Origin of the sequence: Endozoicomonas sp. ALB115, assembly GCF_049310245.1 — a bacterium.
Taxonomy (GTDB): Bacteria; Pseudomonadota; Gammaproteobacteria; order Pseudomonadales; family Endozoicomonadaceae; genus Endozoicomonas.
Map to the genome: position 1 here is coordinate 69,569 of NZ_JBLYZG010000013.1, position 21,035 is coordinate 90,603.

The 21,035-nt window shown below is 49.8% G+C and carries 20 protein-coding genes; 3 read left to right on the plus strand and 17 right to left on the minus strand.

Going from position 1 to position 21,035, the window contains the following annotated elements; all coding sequences use genetic code 11:
* Positions 1–97: 97 nt before the first annotated feature.
* A complete protein-coding gene (rlmD, locus tag ACO6VE_RS08510) occupies positions 98–1,435 on the minus strand; it encodes a 23S rRNA (uracil(1939)-C(5))-methyltransferase RlmD (protein ID WP_422460806.1) in 1,338 nt (445 codons plus the stop codon).
* A 135-nt stretch (positions 1,436–1,570) separates the two neighbouring features.
* Positions 1,571–2,461 (minus strand): cysteine synthase CysM, encoded by an 891-nt coding sequence (gene cysM / locus ACO6VE_RS08515; RefSeq protein WP_422448344.1) that lies wholly within the window; start codon positions 2,459–2,461, stop codon positions 1,571–1,573.
* Between the two features lie 68 nt (positions 2,462–2,529).
* Between cysM and ACO6VE_RS08520 the strand changes: the two genes are divergently transcribed.
* The gene (locus tag ACO6VE_RS08520; protein ID WP_422460807.1) at positions 2,530–5,328 is read left to right on the plus strand and encodes a response regulator; all 2,799 of its coding nucleotides are present in this window, start codon (positions 2,530–2,532) and stop codon (positions 5,326–5,328) included.
* Between the two features lie 67 nt (positions 5,329–5,395).
* Here ACO6VE_RS08520 and acpS read toward each other — a convergent pair whose 3' ends face one another.
* From acpS to rpoE, 13 genes are all read right to left on the minus strand, one after another.
* Positions 5,396–5,770 carry a holo-ACP synthase gene (gene acpS, locus ACO6VE_RS08525; RefSeq protein ID WP_422460809.1) on the minus strand — a complete coding sequence of 125 codons (375 nt, stop codon included), beginning with the start codon at positions 5,768–5,770 and terminating at the stop codon, positions 5,396–5,398.
* Complete coding sequence (pdxJ, locus tag ACO6VE_RS08530) at positions 5,771–6,520, minus strand: pyridoxine 5'-phosphate synthase (RefSeq protein ID WP_422460811.1); 750 nt, start codon at positions 6,518–6,520, stop codon at positions 5,771–5,773.
* 53 nt (positions 6,521–6,573) lie between these two features.
* On the minus strand, positions 6,574–7,344 hold the full coding sequence (gene recO, locus ACO6VE_RS08535; protein ID WP_422460813.1) for a DNA repair protein RecO: 771 nt from the start codon (positions 7,342–7,344) through the stop codon (positions 6,574–6,576).
* Positions 7,341–8,312 carry a GTPase Era gene (gene era / locus ACO6VE_RS08540; RefSeq protein ID WP_422460815.1) on the minus strand — a complete coding sequence of 324 codons (972 nt, stop codon included), beginning with the start codon at positions 8,310–8,312 and terminating at the stop codon, positions 7,341–7,343. The genes recO and era overlap by 4 nt, the downstream gene beginning before the upstream one ends.
* Before the next feature lie 15 nt (positions 8,313–8,327).
* Positions 8,328–9,014 carry a ribonuclease III gene (rnc, locus tag ACO6VE_RS08545; RefSeq protein ID WP_422448356.1) on the minus strand — a complete coding sequence of 229 codons (687 nt, stop codon included), beginning with the start codon at positions 9,012–9,014 and terminating at the stop codon, positions 8,328–8,330.
* Positions 9,011–9,385, minus strand: a complete 375-nt coding sequence (locus ACO6VE_RS08550; RefSeq protein WP_422448358.1) for a DUF4845 domain-containing protein — start codon at positions 9,383–9,385, stop codon at positions 9,011–9,013. The genes rnc and ACO6VE_RS08550 overlap by 4 nt, the downstream gene beginning before the upstream one ends.
* Before the next feature lie 21 nt (positions 9,386–9,406).
* Positions 9,407–10,216, minus strand: a complete 810-nt coding sequence (lepB, locus tag ACO6VE_RS08555; protein WP_422448360.1) for a signal peptidase I — start codon at positions 10,214–10,216, stop codon at positions 9,407–9,409.
* A 32-nt stretch (positions 10,217–10,248) separates the two neighbouring features.
* Entirely contained in the window at positions 10,249–12,048 is a 1,800-nt protein-coding gene (gene lepA / locus ACO6VE_RS08560; protein WP_422460817.1) for a translation elongation factor 4, read from the minus strand.
* A 252-nt stretch (positions 12,049–12,300) separates the two neighbouring features.
* Entirely contained in the window at positions 12,301–13,743 is a 1,443-nt protein-coding gene (locus ACO6VE_RS08565; RefSeq protein ID WP_422448364.1) for a DegQ family serine endoprotease, read from the minus strand.
* Positions 13,744–13,866: 123 nt separating this feature from the next.
* A complete protein-coding gene (locus ACO6VE_RS08570; protein WP_422460819.1) occupies positions 13,867–14,355 on the minus strand; it encodes a SoxR reducing system RseC family protein in 489 nt (162 codons plus the stop codon).
* Between the two features lie 86 nt (positions 14,356–14,441).
* Positions 14,442–15,461 (minus strand): MucB/RseB C-terminal domain-containing protein, encoded by a 1,020-nt coding sequence (locus tag ACO6VE_RS08575; RefSeq protein ID WP_422460821.1) that lies wholly within the window; start codon positions 15,459–15,461, stop codon positions 14,442–14,444.
* The gene (locus tag ACO6VE_RS08580) at positions 15,448–16,152 is read right to left on the minus strand and encodes a sigma-E factor negative regulatory protein (RefSeq protein ID WP_422460823.1); all 705 of its coding nucleotides are present in this window, start codon (positions 16,150–16,152) and stop codon (positions 15,448–15,450) included. The genes ACO6VE_RS08575 and ACO6VE_RS08580 overlap by 14 nt, the downstream gene beginning before the upstream one ends.
* 59 nt (positions 16,153–16,211) lie before the next feature.
* On the minus strand, positions 16,212–16,799 hold the full coding sequence (gene rpoE / locus ACO6VE_RS08585) for an RNA polymerase sigma factor RpoE (RefSeq protein WP_101746214.1): 588 nt from the start codon (positions 16,797–16,799) through the stop codon (positions 16,212–16,214).
* Between the two features lie 581 nt (positions 16,800–17,380).
* Here rpoE and nadB point away from each other — a divergent pair.
* Positions 17,381–19,006 carry an L-aspartate oxidase gene (gene nadB / locus ACO6VE_RS08590; RefSeq protein WP_422460825.1) on the plus strand — a complete coding sequence of 542 codons (1,626 nt, stop codon included), beginning with the start codon at positions 17,381–17,383 and terminating at the stop codon, positions 19,004–19,006.
* A gap of 122 nt (positions 19,007–19,128) precedes the next feature.
* Here the strand turns inward: nadB and ACO6VE_RS08595 are convergent, their stop codons facing one another.
* Both ACO6VE_RS08595 and ACO6VE_RS08600 read right to left on the minus strand, forming a co-directional pair.
* Positions 19,129–19,596: a protein YgfX gene (locus ACO6VE_RS08595; protein WP_422460827.1), complete on the minus strand. Its 468-nt coding sequence runs from the start codon at positions 19,594–19,596 to the stop codon at positions 19,129–19,131.
* A complete protein-coding gene (locus tag ACO6VE_RS08600) occupies positions 19,568–19,834 on the minus strand; it encodes a succinate dehydrogenase assembly factor 2 (protein WP_422448376.1) in 267 nt (88 codons plus the stop codon). The genes ACO6VE_RS08595 and ACO6VE_RS08600 overlap by 29 nt, the downstream gene beginning before the upstream one ends.
* Positions 19,835–19,956: 122 nt before the next feature.
* On the opposite strand from ACO6VE_RS08600, the gene ACO6VE_RS08605 reads away from it, so the two are divergent.
* Positions 19,957–21,003, plus strand: a complete 1,047-nt coding sequence (locus ACO6VE_RS08605; RefSeq protein ID WP_422460829.1) for a YgfZ/GcvT domain-containing protein — start codon at positions 19,957–19,959, stop codon at positions 21,001–21,003.
* Positions 21,004–21,035 lie beyond the last annotated feature (32 nt).

A 21,035-nucleotide genomic window follows, 5' to 3' on the forward strand; every position in this document is an offset into this window, starting at 1 on the left:
ATTTAAAAATGATGCCCTGTCAGGCGTCGGACAGGCTCCAAGACTACTACCCCAAAGCAGCCATTAACAGGCTACTTTCCAATAAATTACTTTTTGACTATGACCTGACAAAAAGCGCCATGGACTCAACATGAGAAGTTTGCGGAAACATATCCATTACACACAAACGCTCAAGCCTGAAACCATGGGAGACCAGACTGCCGGCATCCCTGGCAAGGGTCGCCGGATTGCAGGAAATATACAACAGTCGGTCAGGCAATAAGCAGGCCAGTTGCTCAATCATAAAATCCGCACCGGCCCTGGGGGGGTCGAGAACCACTATATCGTAATGCTCTTTTGCCCAGGGCTCAGTGGTGAAATCACTGGACAGGTCTGCGCAGTGAAAACTTACATTATTCAAACCATTCAGACCGGCATTTCTTGTCGCCTGGGCAACCGAACCCGGTGAACCCTCAACCCCCGTGACATGGCCTGACTTTTTCGCCAGTGGCAGAGAGAAATTACCCAGGCCACAGAACAGGTCAAGCACTTTATCGGATGCCTGCGGACCAAGCCACTGGATAGCCTGCCCAACCATCGCCTGATTAATCACCCGGTTGACCTGGGTAAAGTCCTGTGGCCGGAAGTACAGCTGCACCCCCGATTCAGGCAGCGAGTAATGTAATGCGACGGCGGCATCGTCGTCAGATCTGGCAGGATATAAAAGCCGGATGCTCTCTGGACTACCCTGCAGGTACAGCAACAGCTGATGGGCAGAAGCAAACGCTGTCAACAGGGTTTGGTCTTCTTGCGACAGAGGACGAATATGACGCAGCAGTAACCCGCGCCCCTGCTCTGCCAGAAAACACTCCACGTGGGAAATGGCTTCCCGGCCGGTTAACGTTGGCAAAAATGACTTCATCAGTACGGGCATCTCCTGCAAAGGCTCTGCCAGTATGGGGCATTCATTAATGTCACAGATGGCATTACTGCCCTTTTCCCGAAAACCAAGGCTCAGTCTGCCTTTACGCCAGCGGATGGCAAAACGGCAACGGTGGCGATAGCCATAGGGGGGAGAAACCAGTGATTCCTCAATGTGCTCAGGCACAACCTGGGCAAATCGCCTTAACTGATCGAGAACGATGTGCTGCTTGCTGTCAAGCTGCCCTTCATGGGACCAGTACTGCAGGCTGCAGCCTCCGCACTGACGAAAATGGGCGCAGGCAGGCTCACGGCGCTCGGGTGATGCCGACAGCACTTCTGATACACGGGCATTGATAAAACGACGTTTGTCTTCCAGAATCCGGACACGAACGGTTTCGCCCGGCAGTGCACCGTCAATAAAGAGGGTCTTCCCATGGTAGCGGGCAATCCCGCGACCATCATGGGAAAGCCCGTCAATACGCACATCCTCATGAATAATAACAGGGGTTGAGGCAGCACGTTTAAAGCGCATAGAGTACTTCCAACATTCTCTTGAAACCATGGCCCATGGCCGTTTAAAAGCGTAATGTTACCTTGGATATTGAGTACAACAAACCCGGTTTCATACCTGCATACATGGAAATTCAATCATGGGTGAACGGTTTTCCTATGGCAGAAATACGCCCGTGGAAAGATACCGATCACCACGGTCACAGATAATCGCCACAATGGTGGCCTGCTCTACGCTTTTTGACAGTCTCAGGGCAGCTGCAACGGCTCCCCCTGAAGAAACGCCGCAGAATATGCCTTCTTCCCGGGCCAGCCGCCTCATGCATTCTTCAGCTTCTGTCTGGCCAATATCCATCACCTCATCAACGGCGGAACGGTGAAAAATCGCAGGCAGGTATTCGGGACTCCAACGACGGATGCCTGGTATCTGAGCTCCCTGTTCCGGTTGCAGGCCAACGATCTGAATGGCAGGATTCTTCGCTTTCAGATAACGGGAGGTCCCCATTATCGTCCCGGTAGTACCCATGGAACTGATAAAATGCGTGACCGTACCCTGAGTCTGCTGCCAGATTTCAGGCCCGGTGGTCCCGTAATGCGCCAGGGGATTATCCGGATTGGCAAACTGGTTAAGTACCTTGCCCAGGCCCTGTTGCTGCATTTCCAGCGCTTTATCCCGGGCACCTTCCATGCCATTACTGACCAGAATCAGTTCTGCTCCATAAGCACTCATTGCTGCACGACGCTCGGCGCTCATATTGTCCGGCATAATAAGGATCATTCGATAACCGCGAACGGCCGCTGCCATGGCGAGCGCTATACCGGTATTGCCACTGGTGGCTTCAATTAATGTGTTCCCCGGGCTGATGGCATTGCGGCGTTCCGCCTCGGCGATCATGGACAGGGCTGGTCGATCTTTCACAGAACCGGCCGGATTTTGTCCTTCCAGTTTCAGTAGTATGGTATTTGAACTCTTCCCCTGCATGCGCTGCAGACGAACCAGCGGGGTGTTGCCAATAATCGACTCTATTGTCGGATATTCCATGGACATATAACTTACGTAGACTTTATTATTCCGGAATAATACAGAACAAAAGCCAAACAGGGAAAGGCAGTACCATGAAACAGCACCTTACGGCATTCCGCCAACGGATTCTTCTGCTCGCTTTTCTTCCCGGCATTATTGTTTCCCTGCTGATGGGCGCTGTCTATCTGGTTAAGCGGTATCAGGAACTGGACAACCAGCTCATGGCCAAGGCATTGACTCAGTCTGGACAGCAGGCAGCCGTTGCCTCACTGCTGCTGGATAACACCCGGCATAAAGAACTGCAAGCCCTGATCAGCATGCTGCTGGATGACAGGGATATTCGTGCGGTAAGCCTGGTCGATGAGCAAGGCCGGGAGACTCTTCATGCAGGCCCAAAGCTCACGGCCACCGGAAATTTAGCCTCACTGTTAGAACCTGGCCAGAGCTGGTTCCGGAACGACCAGGTCATCCAGGTTGCCGATCCAATCATCAGCCCGGATACGACCAGAATTGCTGGCTGGCTGATTACCGATTACGCCTATGCAGAAACTCATCTGACCCAATTCCGCTCTCTGGCGTTCAGCATTATTGTTGTCTCCGTGGGGTTATTGGTGGCATTGATCATTAGTCTGAAGCTGGGCCATGGTGTTACCCGCCCCCTGGACCGTATGGCAAGGGTCATTGATCGCATCAAGAATGGCTTCTTCGATACCCGACTGCCGGACAACCGGGGCAGCCTGATGTATGAACTGGAATCGTCTATCAACGTTATGCTCAATGGCCTGCAGAGCAAACATCAGAAGATGACCAGTCATATTGCCCAGTACAATGATGAACTGCGGGAAACACTGGAAACCATTGAAATTCAAAATGTCGAGCTGGATCTCGCCAGAAAGGAAGCACTTGAAGCAAGCAGAAGCAAGAGCGAATTTCTGGCCAATATGAGCCACGAAATCAGAACACCGCTGAATGGCATTATTGGCTTTTCCAACCTGATGCTCAGTTCAAGGCTCACACCGCAACAATACGACTATGTCAGTACCATTGAGAAATCCTCTCAGGGACTGCTGACGATGTTGAATGACATTCTTGATTTTTCCCGTATGGAAGCCGGTAAGCTGGTGCTGGACCCCCAACCCGTCTGCCTGCGGGAGATCGTTGAGGATGTCATGACATTTATGGCACCTGTCGCCTATGGTAAATCGTTGGAAATTGTCCACTTTATCTACGACGATGTTCCTGAACATATCATCATTGACGGACTGCGGTTGAAGCAGATCCTCACCAACCTGATCAGCAACGCCATTAAATTTACCAGTTATGGTTCCGTTGCTGTGCGAGTGATGCTGGATCAGGAAGGCAAACCTGATCAGCAAGAAAGTAATGAGCCCCTGACCCTGAGAGTTTCAGTGGCGGATACCGGCATTGGCCTTACCCGGGAGCAACATCACAAACTGTTCCAGGCTTTTGCCCAGGCAGACTCCGGCAGAACACGCAAGGCAGAGGGAACCGGGCTTGGCCTGTCGATTTGCAAAAACCTGGTTGAGCAAATGGGTGGAGAAATTGGCCTTGAGTCCGATCTGGGTCAGGGGGCAACCTTCTGGTTTACCTTTAAAACAACCCTGAATAACAAAAATGGTGAACCGGCTGTTGCTGATGGTTGTGAGCAGCAAGACCTGGTACCGACACCGCTGCACGGCCAGAAAGTGCTGCTTATCGAACCCCATGAGCTGACCCGGTTATCGATTTTTCACTTACTGGATAAACTGGGTGCAAATATCACCGCAGCAGCCAGCATCCAGCAGGGAATGTCAGCAAACAAGACAAATGTCTCCTACGACTATATTTTCATCAACCCTGATAATATCGAACCGGTTCAGGGAATCACGCAGTTAACAGCCTCTTACAGCAACGCCAGCATTATTGTACTCAGTTCATCAGGAATAACAGGGGCTATGGATCCTGCTCTTCCTGACGGTACTGATACGCTTCTGAAACCCGTTGGACTGAACCGGCTGAAAGCACTGCTGACCCGTATAAACGGGAATCAGGAAGGCAAAAAAATCCAACAACAGATCAACAAATCCCTGAGTATTCTGGTCGTTGATGACAACCCGGTTAACCTGAAATTGCTGAAAACCATTCTTGGCAACCTGGGGCAAGATTTGCAAACCGCAGAAAATGGTTTTGATGCCATTGAACTGTGCAGGCAGTTCACTTTCGACATTATTTTCATGGATGTTCAGATGCCGGTCATTGATGGACTCGAAGCCACAGGGCGAATTCGCAGTGAAATCCCGAACCACCAGCGCACCCCAATTATTGCAGTGACTGCCCATGCGCTGCCCGAGGAGAAAAAGACGCTGTTGCAAAGTGGCTTTGATGACTACCTGAGTAAACCGGTCAGTGAGAAACACGTCATCAGCATGATCAATCAGTGGGCAAAGATGCCTACCGAGACAATAGAGCATAGAGAATATTTTCCACCATCAAAGCCCGGCATCTCTTTACATCCGGCAATGGATCAATCGGAAAGTCCTGTAGATATCAACCTGGCGACGCAACTGGCTGCCGGAAACCGGGAACTGGCTCAGGAGATGCTGGTGATGATGAAAGAGGGACTTGATGACGATCTTGTAACTCTCAAAGATGGCTGGGCTGCCAATAATTATTCGGCTGTACTGGAACGGGTACACCGATTACACGGTGCCTGTCGTTATTGTGGAGTGCCGGAACTGGAGCGTATTTGCAACCGGCTGGAAACACGACTGAAGAAATACAACACCCTGGACCATCATCAAGTCACCGAAGACTTTCAATTATTGCTTCAGTCCATCACCCGTCTCAATCAGTGGGAAATGGAGAGTCTGGAAACGGCTGAGGAAGCATGATATCACGTTCAAAGCCGTTTATGTGGGTAGTGAATCGGGTGCTATTGTGATGAGCAAGAGAGCTGATTCAGCTCTCCAGTACTACAAAGGCAATCGCATTATCCTGCTCATCAGAAAGACTGAGGTGAAGCCGCTTAACCCCTCTTTGCTGCTGCAATTCAAGACCATAATCCGATAAAAACAACTCAGGAGCACCTGAGGCATTATTTCTTACCTCTATGTGCCGGAATGACAGTTTTCCGATTCCTGTACCAAACGCTTTGGCAACGGCCTCTTTCGCCGCAAAGCGCTTGGCCAGCCAGGCCGGTGAGGATGAACGCTGCTGCCATTGCAACAGCTCATGGTCCGTGAGAATCCTCTTGGCAAACGCCTCACCCAGCCGACTGAGTGAGCGCTCAATCCGATCAATACGGACAATATCTGTCCCTATTCCAACAATCACTTAAAACGCAGTCCGTGCAGCTGCCAACATAAGGGCTTTCATCTCACGCACCGCTGGTTTCAATCCCGTAAACAGGGCACGGGCAATGATCGAGTGACCAATATTCAGCTCATTGATACCAGCGATCAACGCAACAGGCTCAACATTCTGATAATTAAGGCCATGGCCGGCATTGACGACCAGCCCCTGTTCCAGACCAAACACCACCGCATTTCTAAGACGGTCAAGCTCATCCTGCATGGCTTCAGCCGTCGAAGCTTCAGCGTAAGCACCGGTATGCAATTCAATGGCTGGCGCTCCGGCCCTGACAGCGGCCTCAATCTGATCCAGATCAGGATCAATAAACAGCGAGACTTCAATCCCCTGTTTTCCCAGGCGCTCACAGGCGGGAGCCACACTGTCAAACAGGCCTTTCACATCCAGTCCGCCTTCAGTGGTGACTTCTTCCCGCTTCTCCGGAACCAGGCAGACATGTTCAGGTTTGAGCTTTTCCGCAATGCCAACCATTTCATCGGTCACTGCCATCTCCAGATTCATTCTGGTCTGCAGAACGTCACGAATCCGGAATACATCATGGTCCTGAATATGTCGGCGGTCTTCACGCAGGTGCAATGTGATGCCATCTGCCCCGGCCTCTTCAGCTTCAATTGCCGCCTGAACAGGATCAGGATAACGAATCCCCCTGGCCTGCCGGATGGTTGCAATATGATCAATGTTGACACCCAGCAAAATACGCTGATGAGGAATCATAAATACACCTGTTGTAGAAAATGTAGAAAATGGCGCAGTGAATTGTGCGACCGTTATCGGGGTTTGGAGAGTGCGCCATTTTCTACTAATGGCCTCTCCGGTGGCGGTTGAGGTTTTCTGTTAGTAAACAGCATGCGGCTCTGCATTGGCCTGTCTCCGATAAGCGGTTTCATGGCCTGCCTGGTAAAACGCTTGAAACCCGGATAGAAATCAGCATTGGTGAAATCCCTGGCCGAGAGTGCTTGCAGCAACTCTGCGGTGTAGCAAAACGGTCTCTCATGGTAGCTGACTTGTCCATGGGTCGGTACCAGCCCATGCTCAGGTTCAAAGCGATAAACCATGCCTTCTTTTAAAGGCGCACCACTGACCACGTCCCAGTCAAGCGGCGGGGCATAGCCGCAGAGTTCCAGCAAATCCAGTTCAAAGGAACGGAGCAATGGCTCAAGAGGCACGCTCTGATGAAGATGGGCCAATAGGTCCCGGTATAAATCCGTCACGCCATCCACCAGCTGCCCCGGAATCATTGATCGCATCAACAACTCATTGGCATAGAACCCACAATAAAGCCGTTCGCCGGTCAGAAAGGTAAAGCGGTCAAGCTCCAGGTCAACCAGTGTTTTCAGCTCACTTCGCCCTTTCCAGCGCACCAGTACCTGATGAAAAGGCTGTAACAGCGAAGCCAGCCGGGACTTTGACTGCCTGACTCCCCGAACCACCATGGCCACACGGCCATGACCTTCCACTAAAAACTCAGCAATCACTGAGCGCTCTTTATAAGAGCGCCGATGCAGCAACCAGGCTTTATGGAATTCATTACCAATCACAGGTTGTGATCATACCCCAGACTTTTCAGGGCACGCTCATCGTCAGACCAGCCTGCCTTGACCTTAACCCAAAGGTTCAGCATGACTTTTGAGTCGAACATGTACTCCATATCTTTGCGGGCCTCCTGTCCGATTTTTTTCAGTCGTGCTCCCCGGTCACCAATAACAATGGCTTTCTGGCCCGCTCTCTCCACAAGAATCAAGGCGCTGATGGTCAACAGTGGACCTTTCGGCCGCAACTCATGCTTGAACTCTTCAATCTCCACCGTCACTTCATAAGGCAGCTCATCACCCAGCTGACGCATGACCTTCTCCCGCACCAGCTCAGCGGCAAGAAAACGGGAACTGCGGTCCGTCAGCTGATCTTCAGGAAAATGATGGACGCCTGCCGGAATCAGCCGGGTAATCATTTCATCCAGCTGTTTCAGATTATGGCCGTGCTGCGCAGAGATGGGCACCACCCCATGAAAATCCATTTTTGTTGACAGAGACTCAAGGTGCGGGATCAATTGCCCCTTATCCGTGATCTTGTCCACTTTATTAATCGCAAGAATAACCGGACAGCGGGCACCCTGTACCTTTTCAAGGACCATCTGATCCTCTTCATTCCAGGTCAGGCGGTCAACCACAAAAACAATGGCATCAATACCCGCCAGGGCACTGCTGGCCGCTTTATTCATATAGCGGTTGATCGCCTTTTTTTGCACCTTGTGCATGCCCGGCGTATCAACATAGACCGTTTGAACCCCCTGCTCCGTCTTGATACCCAGAACCTGATGGCGGGTAGTCTGGGGGCGGCGGGAGGTAATGGAAAGCTTCTGGCCGAGAAGGTGATTCAACAGGGTTGATTTGCCAACATTGGGTCTGCCAACAATGGCGACGTAGCCACAGCGGCTGTGTTCCGAAACGGTATCGGAAAGGCTAAGTTCATGAGCAGCTGGCTCTTCTCGATTTACATCAGATGTCATCTGTTTTCTGCGCTCTTAATGATCAACGCCAAGCAACTTCAATGCATTGCGAGCCGCCTGCTGTTCAGCACCACGACGACTCGACCCTTCCCCCTTCGACGGCTCATCCAGACATTCCAGTTCACAAATCACTGAAAAGTGCTGGTCATGAGCTTCCCCCTGAATATCTGTCACTTGATATTTTGGCAGTGACTGCTGCCGCGCCTGCAGATATTCCTGCAAGCGGGTCTTCGGATCTTTATTCTGCTCATCCGTCGTGGTCAGTTGATCCAGACGAGTGGTAAACCAGATGCGAATTCGCTGGTGACAAACGGCCATACCGGCATCCAGGTAAATCGCACCAATAATGGCCTCAACCGCATCCGCAAGAATGGACTCCCGCCTGAAGCCACCACTTTTCAACTCACCGGAGCCAAGACGAAGAAAGTCGCCCAGTTCAAACTCCCGGCCAAGCTCGGCCAGGGTTACACCGCGCACCATTCGAGCCCGCAGGCGGCTCAACTGCCCTTCTTTGGCATCGGGAAAGCGCTCATAGAGGGCTTCAGCAATAACAAAGTTGACAATCGAGTCGCCAAGGAACTCCAATCGCTCATTGTTACGACTGCCAAAGCTGCGATGGGTGAGCGCCAGCGCCAACAGGCTCTGATTGGAAAATTCATGCCCTAACTTTTTCTGCAGTCGGGCAAGTTCAAGCGTTTTCACTGAGTTCCAGCTTTCCAGTTATGTTCAAACGTTAATACCAGATCAACGTTATGGAAAAAATGAATCCGTCGCTCGTAGTCAATATCGACAACGACAACACCGTTTTCGCGGGTGACCTTAACCTCATTGCGATCAAGCTTGATCAGGTTTAGCTGCAACCCTTTATTTATCCAGGTTCTCACCTGGGTAACGGATGCAGTGGCAGAGCCTGGCCGGTCAGTTAATGAAGATACCACCTGCTTCACAGAGTGATCATCCATATAAAAGGGCACAACCTTAACCGCAAAAGACAACAATAGTCCACCAATTAACAGGTAAAACAGCCAACTGACTGCACTACTGCCTCGTTGTCGGCTCTTCATACCATACATAAGATTCTCTCCTTGGACAGCTTACTCAATCACCCCGTTGTTCTTAAAGCCGGGAAGTTGAGTCCAGCTCGGCCAGTGCATCCAGATGTAAACCGCCTTACCAACAATATTCTGTTCAGGAACATAGCCCCAATACCGGCTGTCATTGCTTCGGTCACGGTTATCCCCCATGACGAAGTACATGCCGTCAGGCACAACCCACTCACCTTCAGCCCGGAAATCATGACTGGTCAGCTCTTTACGAACCTGGTAGCGCTTGCCTTCATCACCTTCGTTATAGAGACGATAAATGGATCGGGCATCACTGAGTTGTGCCACAAACTCTTCAGGAACCGCCTGGCCGTTCACCGTCAGCCGCTTGTCCATATATTGCACAACGTCGCCAGGCAAACCGATCACACGCTTGATAAAGTTGATATTTTCTTTCCCTGGCTGTTTAAACACCATCACATCACCACGATCAGGCTCACCGATGGCAAGCACCTTGGTACCTGACACGGGCAAACGCAAACCGTAACTGTATTTATTAACCAGAATAAAATCACCCACTTCCAGGGTCGGAATCATGGAGCCAGATGGAATTTGAAAAGGTTCGAACAAAAAGGATCGAATCACCAGAACAAACAGCAAAACCGGGAAGATAGACTTGGAGGTCTCAACCACGGTAGGCTCCCTGGCCAGCTTCTCAAGGGCGTCATCGTCTCCGCCCTCGGCACCGAGCATGGCAACAGCAGCCTTTCGCCTTGGTAACAAAAAAAGTCGGTCAATCAGTGCGATGATACCTGTAACAACAACCGACAGTACCAATAGCAGCGGAAAGTTAAAATCCATGGCTGTTTTTCTCTTATGTAATCAATGGTGAATTATTTGTCGACCTTTAGAACTGCCAGGAAAGCCTCCTGAGGAATTTCCACACGCCCAACCTGCTTCATCCGTTTCTTACCGGCCTTCTGTTTTTCCAGCAGTTTACGCTTACGACTCACGTCACCACCATAGCATTTCGCAGTGACGTTCTTTCTGAGCGCTTTTACCGTGGTCCGGGCAATAATCTGCCCACCAATGGCCGCCTGAATGGCAACATCAAACATCTGGCGGTGAATGATCTCTTTCATTTTTTCCGTCAGCACCCGTCCGCGGGAAACGGCGTGATCCTTATGCACAATAACCGCCAGTGCATCGACTTTTTCACCATTGATCAGAATATCCACCCGAACCATTTTAGCGGTTTCAAAACGATCAAAAGAGTAGTCCAGAGAAGCAAACCCCCTGCTCACCGATTTCAGTCGGTCAAAGAAATCCAGCACCACCTCGTTCATCGGAATATCGTAGGTCAGTGAGACCTGACCACCCGTGAACTGCATATCTTTCTGTACGCCGCGCTTTTCAACGCAGAGAGAAATCACATTACCGAGATATTCCTGGGGTACCAGAATATTGGCCCGGGAAATGGGTTCACGAATTTCGTCAATACCTGCAGGGTCAGGCAGTCTGGAAGGGTTATCAACTTCCACCACACTGCCGTTTTTCATATGACACTGATAGATTACCGTGGGAGCCGTGGTAATCAGATCCAGGTCATATTCCCGCTCAAGTCGCTCCTGAATGATCTCCATGTGCAGCATGCCCAGGAAGCCACAACGGAAACCAAAGCCCAGCGCGTCACTGCTCTCCGGCTCGTAAAACAGGGAGGCATCATTGAGACTCAGTTTTTCCAGCGCATCACGAAAATCTTCAAAGTCATCCGCACTGACCGGGAACAAGCCGGCATAGACCTGCGGCTTAACATGTTTAAAGCCTGGCAGCGCTGCAACATCCTGGGTTTTCAGATGAGTCAGGGTGTCACCGACGGGAGCACCTTGAATATCTTTGATACCGGCAACCACATAACCAACCTCACCGGCTTTAAGAACTCCGGTGGGCGTCCGCTTGGGCGTGAAAATACCGACATTATCCACAACATGAGACTGTTTGGTGGATTTAACGACGATCTTTTCTCCCTTGCGCAACGTACCGTTTTTCACCCGCACAAGAGACACCACACCCAGATAGTTATCAAACCAAGAATCGATGATCAGTGCCTGCAATGGCCCATTGATGTCACCTTCAGGAGCAGGAATAGTGGACACCAGTCGCTCAAGAACATCCTCAATGCCCAAACCACTCTTGGCAGAGCAGCGGACAGCATCGGTTGCGTCAATACCGATAATCTCTTCAATTTCCTGGGAGACCCGGTCTGGCTCTGCCTGGGGCAGATCCATTTTATTCAGCACGGGCATGACTTCCAGCCCCTGCTCTATGGCGGTGTAACAGTTAGCAACGGATTGTGCCTCAACACCCTGGGCCGCATCCACCACCAGAAGCGCACCTTCACAGGCCGCCAGGGAACGTGAAACTTCATAGAAAAAGTCAACGTGTCCTGGTGTATCGATAAAATTCAGCTGATAGGTATTACCATCTTTGGCATGATAATCCAGCGTCACACTCTGGGCCTTGATGGTGATGCCACGTTCACGCTCAAGCTCCATGGAATCAAGCACCTGGGCCTGCATTTCACGATCACTGAGCCCACCACAGGTTTGGATAAAACGGTCAGCCAGGGTTGATTTCCCATGATCAATATGGGCAATGATGGAAAAGTTCCTGATTAAGCTTAGGTCGCTCACGATAGTATCTACTGTAAAAACGTCACAAAAAGCGATCCCCGCAATCGCGGGGACCGTCTTGAATTAGGGAATTGGCCTGCGGATCAAACTGACTTACCGGCTGTTAAACAGCATGAATTGATTTTATTCATGCCTGTGGCTAAAGCTCCGGCAGCAATTAACACGTGTCTGACCTGCATAAATGATTCCATAATATTCTATAACATGTCAGCACACTACTCCATGGTCATATACCGTGCTATCCACATTTGATCACCCCTGTAACCGGAAGGTGATGTAGCCGGGATTCCCACCGCGAATAACCCGCATTGAAATTGAGCGGTTCCTGGGCAGTTTGGCTACCACTTTTTTGAATTCCGCTACCGTTGTCACACTGCTATTATTCAGGTCCGTGATAACATCGCCCTGACGCAATCCAATGGAACGGCCAGCACCCCGGTTAACTCCAATCACCACCAGCCCCTGAACATCCTCATCCAGGCGCAGCTTACTGCGATAATTCTCATCAAGCTCAGCTACCTGAACACCCAGAGGGTTTTTATCAGAAGGCGTCTTATCTCCCCTATGTTCAGGGGCACCACTGTTTTCATCCGGCAGCTCACCCACTACAACATCTACGGTCTTGCGCTTGCCATTGCGGATATATTCAAGCCTGGCTTTTTCGCCGGGTTTTATCACCCCCACCGACATTGGCAATACGCCTGAGCTGCTGATGACTCTTTCATTAAATCTGACAATAATGTCGCCGGGATGAAGCCTTGCCTTATCAGCCGGACCACCGGGAACCACCTGACTGATCAGCGCCCCCATGGGTTTTTCCAGACCAAACGATTCGGCAAGATCCCGATCCACATCCTGAATGGCGACCCCCAGCCATCCCCGGGTGACATAACCCTTCTCTTTCAGTTGATCAACCGCCCACATAACATGATCAACCGGTATGGCGAATGACAGCCCCATAAAACCGCCAGAGCGGGTAAAAATCTGGGAGTTAATTCCGATGACTTCGCCATTCATATTAAACAGCGGACCACCCGAGTTACCCGGATTGATAGGGACATCGGTTTGAATAAACGGGACATAGGAGTCGCTGGGCAGGCTTCTATTCAGAGCGCTGATAATGCCTTTGGTAATCGAGTATTCAAAATTAAACGGAGACCCAATTGCTGCTACCCATTGACCAGATTTAACACTCTCGGAATCACCAAGTTTAACGACGGGCAGACTGCGGTCATTGTTAATTTTTAACAGCGCCAGATCCGAACGCTTATCGGCACCGATAAGTTCTGCAGAACGCTCACTCCTGTCACTGAGTCTGACAATAATCTGATCAGCACCTTCGATAACATGGTTATTGGTCAGAATGTAACCGTCTGACGAGATAATAAAGCCAGAACCGAGTGACATCGGTTGAGAACGTCCGGAAGGGTTTTCATCAGGCAGCGGGATACCAAAGTAACGGCGGAAAATTTCAGGAATCTCCTCCCCGCCCGGCCCATATATTGACGGTCTCGCTTTTGGCGTGGCCAGAGTACTGATATTCACTACCGCTGGTGATGCCTGTTCAAACAATGCCGCAAAATCTGGCAGCCCGGAACCCCTGACTGAAGCATTTGCCAGTGTTGCGTAAAACAAAAGCAGGGAAAACCCAACGTTATAAAGTGACTTTTTGCAGAGAAAAAACACCCTACTCATATTATGTTTTCTCCAGTATTCGACTATTGAAAAAACTCACCGGAGCCATACGCTCCTGCGATATTATTTATAATTACGTGATAACAAGGCGACCCGGCAGCATCAGAAATAAAACAAGAAAACTCATTCCTGCCTGGAAGAAAGCGTTCGCCCGGAGGAGCTGCCTGATAACGACAAATTGTCAGAGGGTAATACCCTTACCACATCAACACGGCACATATCAGCTGACCTCTTCCCAAATAACCTTACTGCACCAAAGCCACATGCCAGGAGCAAACCAGCTGAGACAAGCAGCAACCAATCTGCTGCCCCCATTACAGAGGACAACCAGATGCCAGCCATCATAAGCAGAAGCGGGAAGAGATAAATCAGAAAAGAAGCCTTTAGCAAGGAGCCTTCCGGAATACCGACCACAACCATGTCACCCTCTTTCACTACCCAGGGACAAACCGCTTTGATATATGAAAAGGATGAGCCGACCCTGTACTTTTCAAAGAGATGCTGCCCACAACCATTTCGGGCACTACAGCTTGAACAACCGGACTGTCTGATTGTTTCAACCCAGACAAAATCACGCTCTACAGCCACAACTCGTCCCTGCTCTTCTATCATATTCCTGAAAACCTGATATAGATCGGTAACGAAATAATACAAAAAAAACCAGTCTTCAAGTCCAGCAAACTTACTTGATCATTACATCAAGGCTTTATTTTTACCGGACGAACAGATACAGCCACCCTCTCTGCCGTCCCCAGAGGAATATCACCAACAACCGTCACATGGAAGTACTGATTACCCTCTCTGTAAATCTTTGAAACCGCCGAAAGAGCACCGATTTGTTCAGAAGCCTGACTTAGCACCCTAGTATCATCCTGCTCAACAAAGACAGAGAAACTGGCAATTCCATCAGAAAAAATCAAAGCATCTACATCGTGCTTGCTGACCGGAGAAGGACGGACGGTGCTGTTTTCCAGCACAAAGCCATCAGGCAGCCAGCCCGTTTCCCATTCCGGGGGCACATCAGGTTTCTCTGAGTGTTCCGGGTTGCTTTTTAACTGAATAGTTTCATCGACACCGGAGGGCTTGCGGTCCAGAAGTGCCAGAACATCATCTGACAGCTGACCAATATTCAGGGAAGTGAACTGCAGTCGCTCAATTATTTTACCCTGATCATCAACCAGCACTGATTTCAACAACAGTGAGGATACTCGGTCAAGCCATAGCTGATAGCCATAACGGAAACGATCTTTCGGCAGCACAAGCAACAGCACGGCTTCTCGACCAGCAACGCGGTCAATACCTACAATTTTCAAGTCATAGAAACGCTCAGATACACCAGACTGGAACTTGCTTACTACCGGCATCAATGAACCATGCTGAAACCTGGTCACCCCTTCGTTATAACTGGAAAAGAAAAGCTCATTTCCGGAGCGTATGACTTCCCGGGGAGCACCATCCAGATAGAGAATGCGTTCTTTTTCCGATATATTCTCAGCTTCAGCCTGATGAACAACACTTAATGTCTGCAACTGTGCTCCCTGCTGATAAACAAACTCTCCCTGAAAGCTCAGACTTTTGGCGGAAGCAGCCATTCTTTCAAGCAGGTAACCTGCATCGGGTGATGTTTCCGCAGACACAAAGCCACTGACAAAAAAACATAGAACCAGTAACTTTCCGGTAATCCATTGCATCTGTTTCATAAATTTATTGGTTGTCAAAACTGGTCAATCTGGCAAATGACAAAATACTCTGGCCACTTCCCATTGCAGAAAGCTCTGCATGCTGAAGTGCATAGGCATGAAAACGCTCCCTGGTTGCCCTGTCAGCAAGACTCTGGGCATAAGCAAGTTGTTCAGGGGTAATACCGTCATGCTGCCTTGAGTTGTACCCGGCACGAATACCCAATGCACCGTAATCGTTATGACCCGATTGCGCCAGCTGCACTGGCTGAGTCAGGGTAACCGGTTCATTTTCAGCCAGAACCTGCAAATCAGGAGACGGATTACTGTTTCTGACCCCGACAACAATGGCAAAAGCCACCGAGGCTGCAACCGCAACCTTACCCAAAGAAGCCCATACATCCTCAAAAAAGCGACCGGGTACGGGACTGATCGCGGAAGAACCTTTTGTTTCAGAGACATTCTGCGCACCGGTAGTACCGGCCTCTTCCTGCTCTATGGCATTCATCACGCCCCTGGAAATATCGACATTGGCAAATTTGCTGCTATTACCACGGAGTGTCTCACCAATCAGCTGATAACGACCCGCAAGCGCCCGGAGGTCATCGTCCTTGCCGATGCTATCAATCACTCGACGCAATTCCAGCTCACTGGCCTGCCCATCCAGAGAAACCGATAAAGATTCTTTCAAATGTTCTCTGACACTGTTTTGAGAACTCTTTTCACTCATAGACAAACCTCTGGTATTCATGCCGACCTTCACTCTGTCGCACATGAGTTAAACCCTGTTTAACCACTTTGCCCTAATAACGGTCTGATCTCACGATCAATGGCTTCACGAGCCCTGAAAATTCTGGACCGTACAGTACCTACCGGGCAATCCATAACATCGGCAATTTCTTCATAGCTGAGGCCATCAAACTCCCTCAACATTACCGCTGTTCTCAGTTCATCGGGTAAACGCTGAATGACATCATGGATAACCTGCTCGATTTCATTACAGTACAGGTTGCGCTCAGGGGTATCAACGACCCTCAAGGTAGTCGCTGTTTCCAGGAAGTCTGCATCATGAACATCGATATCAGACTCTGGCAATCTTCGCCCCTTGGATACCAGATGATTTTTGGCTGTATTGACAGCAATACGGTACAACCAGGTATAAAAAGAGCTGTCACCACGAAACTTATCCAGTGCACGGTACGCTTTTATAAAAGCCTCTTGCGTAACATCCTGAACTTCCTGAAAGTCACTGAGATAACCACCAACCAGCCCAAGAATACGGTGTTGATATTTAATAACCAACACATCATAAGCTCTCTTGTCACCCTGCTTTACACGATCAACCAACTGCTGATCAGTATCCGGACTATCAACCATTCAGGCATCTCCACCCATGCATGGCAGGAACACCATAAAAGGCACCATCGTGCAATAAAGGGTTTAGCTCAGCAGCAAGTATATAGACCATCAAAATGAAGAAAAGTTCCTGATATTTTCAATTTTTTACTTCAAAAGGTATCTGTCCACCACAACCCGGTTTATCCGGGTGTTGTAATTATATTGGAAAACCGACAGGTTATTTTTAGCACGTCAACGACACTACAGTAACTTCCAGACATTCTATATAATGCCCTGACAATGAACATTCCAGGTACCCGGCTGGCCCGGTTGAGAAAATACACAGGTCAGACAAGTTTACTCGGGCCTCTTGATTCAGGTCAGCAGCAATTTTAACATCGACCCGTAAAATAGCCTCTTTAGCCTGATGCACATAACCAGTAACTGTCATTAATCATACCGATAAATAGCTAAGCCACTCAATAAAGAACTCATCATGTTACTTATCCAGACATGTACAGTTCCACAGGCTAGCACATTAAAACCACACTGCATTCATTTTCCTGTGGATTATAGGAAGGATAAAAGATGTCAGAGTGACTTGATGACCGGGGAGCCTTATGCAACAGCCCTATAATTACGATGTAATCATCATTGGCTCTGGCGCAGCCGGACTGACCACGGCACTGCAGCTGCCTGATGATGCCAGAATAGCCATTTTCAGCAAAGACTCATTAAGCGCTGGCTCAACCTATTGGGCGCAGGGAGGCGTGGCGGCGGTATTGGACCAGACCGGTGACAATATCGACCAGCATGTGAAAGACACCCTGACCGCAGGTGCAGGCCTGTGTAACGAGTCGGCTGTTCGACATATCGTGGAGAATGGCAGAGAGAGTATTGAGTGGCTGATCAGCCAGGGCGTACCATTCACACCGGATAATACCGCTGACCGGCCCTTCGACTACCACCTGACACGGGAAGGTGGGCACAGCTCCCGCAGAATCATTCACTCCGCAGATGCCACTGGCCGGGCTATTTCAGATACCTTACTGGAACAGGCAAGGTTAAAGTCGAACATAGACCTTTACGACCATCACCTGGCTGTAGACCTGATCACCACCAGCAAACTGGAACCTCACATTCACCACCATGAACCGCGCTGCGTTGGTGTCTATATACTCGACCTTCTATCAGACCAGGTGCATGCCTTCAAGAGCCGCTGTACCGTGCTTGCCTCCGGAGGTGCCAGTAAAACCTACCTTTATACCAGTAACACCGATGGTGCGTCCGGAGATGGCATTGCCATGGCCTGGCGGGCAGGCTGCCGGGTTGCCAATATGGAGTTTAATCAATTTCACCCGACCTGCCTCTACCACCCAAATGCCAAGTCGTTTCTGATTTCAGAAGCCGTTCGGGGCGAAGGCGGCCTGCTCAAACGGGCCGATGGCAGCCGGTTCATGCCAGACTACGACCCCAGGGAAGAGCTGGCTCCCAGGGATATTGTGGCACGGGCCATTGACCATGAAATGAAGCGTTTGGGGTCAGACTGCCTTTACCTGGATATCAGCCATAAGCCGGCGGAGTTTATTCGCTCTCATTTTCCAACCATTTACGAGCGTTGCCTCAGCTACGATATCGACATCACCAAAGACCCAATCCCTATTGTTCCTGCTGCCCATTACACCTGTGGTGGAATACTGGTTGATAAAAACGGTCAAACCGACGTACAAGGCCTTTTTGCCGTTGGTGAGTGCAGTTTTACCGGCCTGCATGGTGCTAATCGGCTGGCCAGCAATTCACTGCTGGAGTGCTTTGTCACTGCCAAAAGCTGCGCCCGGATGATACGCGATACCATTGATCAATACCCACAACCACCCTCTCTGCCGAACTGGGATGAAAGCCAGGTAACAGATTCCGATGAAAATGTGGTTATCTCTCACAATTGGGATGAACTTCGCCGCTTTATGTGGGATTACGTGGGTATTGTCCGCACCACAAAACGTCTGCAAAGAGCAATGAATCGCGTTGAGCTGCTCCAATCGGAAATTCATGAGTTCTACAGCAATTTCAAAGTCAGCAATGACCTGATAGAGCTGCGCAACCTTGCCCAGGTATCTGAGCTGATTATTCGATGCGCCATGGCCAGAAAAGAGTCCCGCGGTTTACACTACACGCTGGATTACCTTCATACGAATCCTGTTCCTGAAGACACGATTCTGGTTCCAGAGAACTTCAGGGGCTGTTGACGTTTTGTGGATGTTCACCGAATCCGATCCTGAAGAATAACTTCAGGGATTACAGAGGCCTTAGTTGATAGAGGCAGCAATGTCACAATGAAGACATTCAGGCCGAACACGATGGGCATGAACTATACGTGCCCCTCGCCCTTGCCACCAAACAGAGAGTGAGACTCAAGCATCAGCCTCAGCCTGAAACCATGCAGCTCAACCGGGTCAGCACTGTCTGGAAACAGAATCAGGCAGGAAGGGTGCCGCTTACCCTCAACTCTCAACTTAAAGCAAATCAATATTGAGGTGACAACAATTTCACCCTCGGGCCAGGCGCGATACCAGGCACCGCCAAGATTCACTCGCCACTGGTCTTCCAGCAAACGAATTACAGAAATACTGGTCGGAAGACTCTGAGCAATAAATTGAAGGTAGCGTCGATAGAAATGCAAGGCGAGAACCATGGCCAGGGCAAACTTGACAACAGGCCAGACTGAACAAAGCCACAGTGCAATACAAGCTGCACCATGGCAGATAAGCATCAAAACAAGGTGGTAACGGGAACTTCTTACATTAACTTCACAAAGACTCGCCTTTGTAGCGCCCACGCTCCAATACTCTGTCAACCATGCAGCTAAGAGCCTGATCTTCAGGCCTTGTACCACTCATAAACCAACTGAAGAGGTCCGGATCTTCACACTCCAACAGGCGAACATAGGTTAGCTGATCAGCTTCACTGAGCTCAGACAGCGCCTCCCTGGTAAAAGGTTCCAAAAGCACGTCAAGCTCAAGCATCCCACGACGACTTCGCCACTGCAGGCATTTCAGCTCATTTTCACCCAGCATCTTAGAATAACTCCTATTATGGATTTTGCCGGTTATTATACCTTTAAATTCGCAGCAATAATCTTCTATTATGCCAGCAACTATTAAATGCAATTGCGGCAACCAGATAACAAGGTAATCAGATGGCCACCGACTGGAAGACCTACTTAACAACTCAGGGCGCTGTTTATAAAGAAGAGCGGTTGACAGGCTTTGCCAAAACACCACAGGCACTGGATGAAAATTCTGTCTCAGTACTCTCTGGCCACAGCATTATCAAAATCGATGGCACCGATCGCCAGAAGTTTTTGCAGGGACAGATTTCAACACATATGCTTCAGCTGGCTGCTCATCAATACAGCACCGGGGTGGCATGCTCCCCTAAAGGACGGATGTATACCAGTTTCAAAATCATGGACAATGGTGAAGACTACCTGTTGACCATGAACTCAGGTCTGACTGAAACCACTCTCGACACTCTGAAAAAGTACGCGGTTTTCTTTAAGGTTAATCTCACCAGTCAACCTGAGCACGTGGTTCTCGGCCTGTCCGGAGCCAATATCGACACCCTGCTGAGCAAAATGTTCCCCGACTCATCACTTCCAGAGCAAAACGAAGTTATCAAAGTCTCCGGCAATGGCTACCTTATAAAAGCCGCTGGTGTCAGGACTCGCTATGAGCTTTGGCTTCATCAGGATGACCTTCCTCTTTTATGGCCAGAACTGACCAAAGAGCTTACACCTGCAACGGAAGATTTCTGGTCGTTACTGAATATTGAGTCAGTCATTCCAGAGCTTTGTCAGGAAACCATCGATAAATACATTCCCCAACACCTCAATCAACCCTCCCTTGGCGGGGTCAGCTTCAGAAAAGGGTGCTATACCGGGCAGGAAATTGTGACCCGAATGCAAAACCTTGGTCAGCAGAAAAGCCGGTGTTACTGGTTGAGTCTGGAAAGCGCCGAACAACCTGACATTAACACCCGACTTTACAGCAGTAATGGTAAACCGGTTGGTGAAGTCATCCAGCGTGCCTGCAATGTCGAAAACGGCAACATTGAATTACTGGCGGTTATTCGGATTGAAGCGGCTGAAGCCAACGATGTCTTTCTGGATACAGAAAAAAGCCATCAGCTGCAGGTTCATGAAATACCCTATGCAATAGATCCAAAGGCCGAACTGCAAAAATAGTCGCCCCAGCCAATGCCACTCACCCAGAGTCA